Annotated in this window: 6 protein-coding genes; 4 read left to right on the forward strand and 2 right to left on the reverse strand. The window is 49.8% G+C overall.

Annotated elements, in window-relative coordinates; genetic code table 11:
* Nucleotides 1-275: 275 nt before the first annotated feature.
* Nucleotides 276-1,640, forward strand: coding sequence for a Fic family protein (locus FJM67_RS16655; RefSeq protein ID WP_219846036.1), 1,365 nt, complete (start codon nt 276-278; stop codon nt 1,638-1,640).
* 562 nt (nt 1,641-2,202) lie between these two features.
* Here the strand turns inward: FJM67_RS16655 and FJM67_RS16660 are convergent.
* Both FJM67_RS16660 and hslO read right to left on the reverse strand, forming a co-directional pair.
* Entirely contained in the window at nt 2,203-2,487 is a 285-nt protein-coding gene (locus FJM67_RS16660; RefSeq protein WP_140591729.1) for an oxidative damage protection protein, read from the reverse strand.
* An 81-nt stretch (nt 2,488-2,568) separates the two neighbouring features.
* Entirely contained in the window at nt 2,569-3,438 is an 870-nt protein-coding gene (hslO, locus tag FJM67_RS16665; protein WP_140591738.1) for an Hsp33 family molecular chaperone HslO, read from the reverse strand.
* Nucleotides 3,439-3,617: 179 nt separating this feature from the next.
* Between hslO and FJM67_RS16670 the strand changes: the two genes are divergently transcribed.
* From FJM67_RS16670 to FJM67_RS16680, 3 genes are all read left to right on the forward strand, one after another.
* Nucleotides 3,618-5,549: an ATP-binding cassette domain-containing protein gene (locus tag FJM67_RS16670; RefSeq protein WP_140591732.1), complete on the forward strand. Its 1,932-nt coding sequence runs from the start codon at nt 3,618-3,620 to the stop codon at nt 5,547-5,549.
* Nucleotides 5,550-5,586: 37 nt separating this feature from the next.
* Nucleotides 5,587-6,003, forward strand: coding sequence for a nucleotidyltransferase substrate binding protein (locus tag FJM67_RS16675; protein WP_140591735.1), 417 nt, complete (start codon nt 5,587-5,589; stop codon nt 6,001-6,003).
* A gap of 130 nt (nt 6,004-6,133) precedes the next feature.
* Nucleotides 6,134-6,407: recombinase family protein (locus tag FJM67_RS16680; RefSeq protein ID WP_181161537.1), on the forward strand; the 274-nt coding region annotated here is incomplete at its 3' end.

Below are 6,407 nucleotides of genomic sequence, written 5' to 3' on the forward strand. Positions count from 1 at the left end.
GCAGATATGCTCAAAAAAGTAGGCCGAATATAAGCGTGCAACTTTATTCTGTGTTATCGAAATAGCTTGCAACAGTCGGGCGGGTCCATATAAACCCGCTGTGCGGGTGAACATGTTGAATCGGCCGTTCGGGGTCAGACCCTCCATGCAGGAGGGTCTGACCCCTGGGGCCCCGTCATTCCATGGCTGATGTATGCTACTAGCTTTTAATTATGGCGCGTTTTTTCGAACTGCGCCATAATTGCGCCAACGGATCAATAAACAGCGCCATTTTTATGCAAGATTCAGCCAAGGTTCTACTTTCTAGTATTCAATATGCTTCTGAAGGAATCAGTCTCAATAAGCTATTGAGTGATCATCCACAAATCGCACGGCGAACGGCTCAGCGCCAGATCGCGGATATGATTGCTGCAGGGCAAATCGAGGCCAGAGGGAAAGGGCGCGCTCGGCGCTATTTCGCCATTGCCCCGATTGCTACAACTGCAGTCCAAGAACAACCAGTGGATGGCTTTCCTGTCTTTATCCCAGTGTCCGCAGACAGTCAGGATATACTGCAGTACATTAATCAGCCGCTAGAACTGCGCCATCCAGTTGGTTATCAGTGGGATTTTTTGGATTCCTACCAGCCGAATAAAACATGGTATTTGCCCGCGGCGTTGCGTTCTCAGCTTCACAAAATGGGGCAGACCCATGAGCATAGCCAGCCAGCGGGAACTTATTCTAGGGCCATTTTGAACCGGCTGTTGATAGATTTGTCGTGGGCTTCCAGTCATTTGGAAGGAAATACCTATAGTCGCTTAGATACTCGTGATCTGATTGAATATGGCCGCCAAGCACAGGGGAAAAACGCGCTTGAAACGCAGATGATATTGAATCACAAGTCTGCCATTGAGTTACTGGTTGAAAATATTGAATCCGCCCAATTCAATCGCTTTACGCTAATGAATCTTCACAGTGCCCTATCGGAAAACCTGCTGCCAAATCCGGCGGATGAAGGGCGTATTCGTCAACATGGGGTGGATATCGGAAAAAGTGTCTACCGCCCATTGTCGGCATCGGTACAACTAGGGGAGTTGCTGGATAGGTTGCTGGCGAAGGCCAACCAGATCACGGATGTATTTGAACAGTCATTTTTTATGATGGTGCATCTGCCCTACCTGCAGCCCTTTGCGGATATCAATAAGCGCACTTCACGATTGGCGGCGAATTTGCCATTGTTTCGCGCCAATTTGTGTCCATTGACGTTTTTAGATGTGCCAGAGCAAGCCTATAGCCGCGCCATTTTGGGGGTATATGAGATGACTCGGGTAGAATTGCTGCGGGACTTGTATGTATGGGCTTACGAGCGCTCTACCCAAGAGTATCTAGCGATAAAGCAGAGTTTGGTCGAGCCTGATCCGTTGCGTTTAGCGTGGCGCGACTTTATCAAACAGACGATTCACCGTGTCGTGACCCAGCCAGAGCAATCGCCTTTTAGCGTGATTCAGCAGGCTGTAAAGGAACGAATACCACCAGCGGAGCAGGAGGAAGTGCAAGCGTTGGTGGTAGAAGAATTGCGGCGTATCCATGAGGGAGTGTTGGCCCGGTACGGATTGCGTCCATCGGATTTCGCTGCTTGGCAGAATCGTCCAAAGGATTGAGCTCGTAGGAGGCCATTCCATGGCCGATAAAATGAGTTACGTCGCTCAAAGGATTGAGCTCGGACGAGGCCATCCATGACCGATAAAATGAGTTATTTCGCCCAAAGATTGGGCTCGTACGAGGCCATTCCATGGCCGATAAAATGAGTTATGTCGCTCAGAGGATTGAGCTCGTAGGAGGCCATTCCATGGCTGATAAAATGAGTTACGTCGCTCAAAGGATTGAGCTCGGACGAGGCCATCCATGACCGATAAAATGAGTTATTTCGCCCAAAGATTGGGCTCGTACGAGGCCATTCCATGGCCGATAAAATGAGTTATGTCGCTCAGAGGATTGAGCTCGTAGGAGGCCATTCCATGGCTGATAAAATGAGTTACGTCGCTCAAAGGATTGAGCTCGGACGAGGCCATCCATGACCGATAAAATGAGTTATTTCGCCCAAAGATTGGGCTCGTACGAGGCCATTCCATGGCCGATAAAATGAGTTATGTCGCTCAAAGGATTGAGCTCGTACGAGGCCATTCCATGGCCGATCAATTTATTTCGGGTCGAGCCAGATAATCATAATTCCTGAATATCATCTGGGGACACATACCCCTGCAGGCGATCGACTTCTTCGTTATTGAAGAACTTATCCATTTGTTCCATCAGGTATTTGCGGGCATCCGGTTGCATCAAGTTCAGGTGCTTTTCGTTGATGATCATGGTTTGTAGGTTCTGCCATTCCATCCAAGCTTGTTTGGACACATTAGCAAGGATGTCCTGCCCCTTCGCGCCCGGCAGTGGGGCACGTTCCAAACCTTCGAGTTCTTTCTGAAATTTTTTACAAAATACGGTGTTCGCCATGGTGTACTCCTAGTATGGGGGTCAGACCCTCTCATAAAGGGGTCTGACCCCATGAGGGGAGGGTCTGACCCCTTTATTGGGTTAGTGTAGTTGGCCTTCGTCGCCAAGCCAGGCGGCAAGGTCTTGGGCGTTGAATTCGTAGTGTTCGGCGCAGAATTGGCAATCCACTTGGATGGTGCCTTGCTCGGCGAGGATTTCGCGGATTTCGATGGCGCCCATGGAGCCTACGGCATCGAGGGTGCGTTGGCGCGAGCAAGAGCACGCAAACTGCATGGCTTTCGGGTCGTACATACGCACTTGTTCTTCGTGGTAGAGGCGGTGCAGTAGCTCGTTGGTTTCGAGGCCAAGCAGCTCCTCTTGTTTGACGGTGGAGGCTAGGTGAGTAAAACGATCCCAAGCATCTTCATCTCCCTCTTTGGCTTGTTCTGCCGGTAGTCGCTGGAGGAATAAGCCCCCCGCTTGGGCACCGTTAGCGGCCAGCCATACCCGGCTCGGCAGTTGTTCCGATTGGTAGAAGTACTGCTCAAGGCACTCGGCGAGGGTGTCACCGACGATTTCGACGATACCTTGGTAACGGCGGCCATTGCGTGGTGTGATGGTAATTACTAGGTAGCCGCCATCCAGCAGCTCTTTCAAAGAAATGCTTTCAGGGAAGCTCTGCTCTTCATCCCATTGGGCGATACCCCGCAGGTTTTGTTTTTCGTCGCACTCGGTCATAAGGGTTTTCAACGGCCCATTGCCTTTGCACTGTAATGACAGCACACCGTCAATTTTGACAATGTCGCGTAACAACGCGATGGCAGAGACGAATTCCCCAAGTAGGTTTTCTAGGGCTTTGGGGTAGTCTTTACGGCGGATGATTTGTTGGTAAGCCTCGTTCAATAACACGCGCTCGCCGCGTACGTTGGTATTGTCGAAGGAAAAGCGCTGGATTTCGTTAATGTTTTGCACCACGGAATGTCACCATAATTAAGTCAATGGGCGTATTTTAGAACGCCATGGCAGTGTTTGCACCTTAAGTGGGGGCAAAGTATGTGAATCCAATGCTTGCCGGTAGATTGCAAGGTGGGCCTTGCTCTAAAATGTGCGCCAGTTTGAGATTCTTTGCTTTTCTATGTGAGCCCATTTTCATGATTCAGTTTTCCCAGGTTAGTCTGCAACGCGGTACTCAATTCTTGCTTGAACAGGCGGACATGACCATTTTTGAAGGTCAAAAAGTCGGTCTAATTGGGGCCAATGGCGCGGGTAAGTCCTCACTCTTTGCTATGGTGCGAGGGGAACTGCATGCGGATACGGGGGAAATTTTCCTGCCGGGGCAAAAGCGTATTGCCTTTATGGCTCAAGAAGTGGAAGACGTGGATCGCACCGCTTTGGAATACTGCCTCGATGGGGACGATCACCTGCGCCAGATCGAAGCCAAGATCGAGCACGCCCAAGCCGCGGGGGACGATCACGCTCATGCCCACTGGCTGAGTGAGTATGAAAACGCCCATGGTTACACTGCCCGTTCCCGAGGGGAAACCTTACTGCAGGGGCTTGGCTTTAAAATGGCCGATATGGAAAAGAAAGTGGCGGATTTTTCCGGTGGTTGGCGCATTCGTTTGAACCTTGCCCGAGCCCTAATGTGCCCTTCGGATGTATTGCTACTGGACGAGCCTACTAACCACTTGGATTTGGATGCGGTCATGTGGCTGGAAAACTGGCTGCGCAATTATCCTGGGACGCTTATCTTGATCTCCCACGACCGGGATTTCCTTGACGGTATTTGTACCCACATCGTGCATTTGTACCAGAAAAAATTGAATGTCTATAAAGGCAATTATTCCGACTACGAGCGCCAACGTGCGGAGCATTTAGCCCAACAGCAGGCCACCTTTGAACAGCAACAGCGCAAGCGCGCCCATTTACAACAATACGTGGATCGCTTCCGTTATAAAGCCACTAAGGCAAAACAAGCCCAAAGCCGTTTGAAAATGCTGGAAAAGATGGAGCTGATTGGCCCGGCTCATATCGACTCCCAGTTCGAATTTACCATCCCCATGGCGGATAAAACTTCCGATCAGTTGGTTAGCCTGATTCAGGCGGATCTGGGTTACACCCTAGAAGATGGCGGTCATAAAGTGCAGCTTGGCAACTGTAACTTTTCCATACGCGATGGCCAGCGGATTGGCTTGCTTGGCCCCAATGGTGCCGGTAAGTCCACCTTGATTAAGTCTTTGGTGAAAGAACTGCCGTTGCTCGGTGGCGAGCGGGTGTATGGGGAAAATACCAAAATCGGCTATTTCTCCCAGCATCAGCTAAGCGCATTAGATTTGGAAGCCTCGCCGGTGCTGCATATTCAACGTTTGACCCCGACGGCACTAGAAGCGGATGTGCGCAAGTACCTCGGTGGCTTTGGCTTTACCGGAGACGATGCCCTGCGGGCGGTGAAAGGTTTCTCCGGTGGAGAAAAGGCACGCCTAGCCCTGTCTTTGATCGCTTGGCAAAAGCCCAATTTATTGATTCTCGACGAGCCAACCAACCACTTGGATATCGAAATGCGCCAAGCCCTCACTGAAGCGCTGCAGGAATTTGACGGAGCGATTTTGGTGGTTTCCCACGACCGTCATTTGATCAACAGTACCGTGGACGAGTTCTTCTTGGTAGCTGATAACCAAGTGGCCCCATTTGATGGGGATTTACCTGCTTACTACGCTTGGTTACAAGCTCGTCAACAGCAAGCACAGAAAAGCGCGGTGGCTGGTGCTTCATCAACTGAAGCCAAGGTTGAAAAGGTTGATAAAAAAGAAGAACGCCGCCGTGCCGCAGAACTGCGGGAAAAGCTACGCCCGCTACGTAAGCAAATCGAAAAACATGAAAAAGACATGCACAAGGCCCAAGAACAGCTGGATGTGGTGACTGAAGCCATGTCCGACTCCAGTCTTTATGACATTGCCAACAAAGACAAGCTGCAAGCCTTGTTGGCCGACGAAGCTAAATGGAAGAAAGCCCTAGAGCAAGCGGAAGAAGCTTGGTTCGAAGCCCAAGAGGCGCTGGAACAAGCCGAAGCGGAATTGAGCTAAACTATTAGGTACTGTCATCAAGCAAGGGGAGGATAAAATGGAACAAGATGTTCGCTGGAAACTGCGCTTTCGTAACTTTCAGAGGGCGTATTTGCTATTGCAAGAGGCGATGGAAATCCCCCATGAGCAGTTATCACAGTTGGAGAAAGAAGGCATCATTCAGCGCTTTGAATATAGCTTTGAGCTGGCTTGGAAAGTGTTGAAAGACAAAATGGAGTGGGACGGTCTGGAACTGAATCAGATCTCCCCTAAAGCGGTAGTACGCCAAGCTTATGCAGCTAAGTACATAGCCGATGCGGAAGTCTGGCTACGTATGATTGGTGATCGCAATCTAATGAGCCATACCTATGATTTCACCAAATTTGAGGCGGTCATTGAAAGCATTCGGCAAGAGTACTTGCCGATGTTAAGTGATTGGTACGATGACTTAATGGACGAGTATATTTTATCGTGACAGGTCTTACCCAAGCTCAACTAGAGATGATTGCAAGTGTTTTGTCGCGCTATAAAGATGTGACAGGGGTTTGCAACTGTTGCTGATTTTATGTTACTGTATTTATATACATAGTAATATATTGGTGTAAATGAAGCTTTCAGATTGGGCAAGAAAACAAGGAATAAGCTATCGTACCGCATGGAACCAGTTTCGTAGCGGCAAGCTTCCTGTGCCTGCAAGGCAGCTGCCTACTGGCACGATCATTGTTGATGAGGTTGTTAGAGAGTCTAAAGCGGTTATTTATACTCGCGTCTCCAGCTCCGATCAGGAAAAGGATTTAGATGGTCAAATCGCCCGCTGTCTGAGCTTCGCAAATGCTCAAGGAATTGCTGTATCCGCTACTGTCTCTGAAATCGGTTCCG

Origin of the sequence: Maribrevibacterium harenarium (assembly GCF_006385675.1) — a bacterium.
Classification (GTDB): Bacteria; Pseudomonadota; Gammaproteobacteria; order Pseudomonadales; family Marinomonadaceae; genus Marinomonas; species Marinomonas harenarium.

Bases quoted from the DNA above. Each gene is read 5' to 3' on its own strand.
- FJM67_RS16660 (WP_140591729.1), bottom strand. From the start codon at position 2,487: ATGGCGAACACCGTATTTTGTAAAAAATTTCAGAAAGAACTCGAAGGT.
- FJM67_RS16655 (WP_219846036.1), top strand. From the start codon at position 276: ATGCAAGATTCAGCCAAGGTTCTACTTTCTAGTATTCAATATGCTTCT.
- FJM67_RS16675 (WP_140591735.1), top strand. From the start codon at position 5,587: ATGGAACAAGATGTTCGCTGGAAACTGCGCTTTCGTAACTTTCAGAGG.
- FJM67_RS16670 (WP_140591732.1), top strand. From the start codon at position 3,618: ATGATTCAGTTTTCCCAGGTTAGTCTGCAACGCGGTACTCAATTCTTG.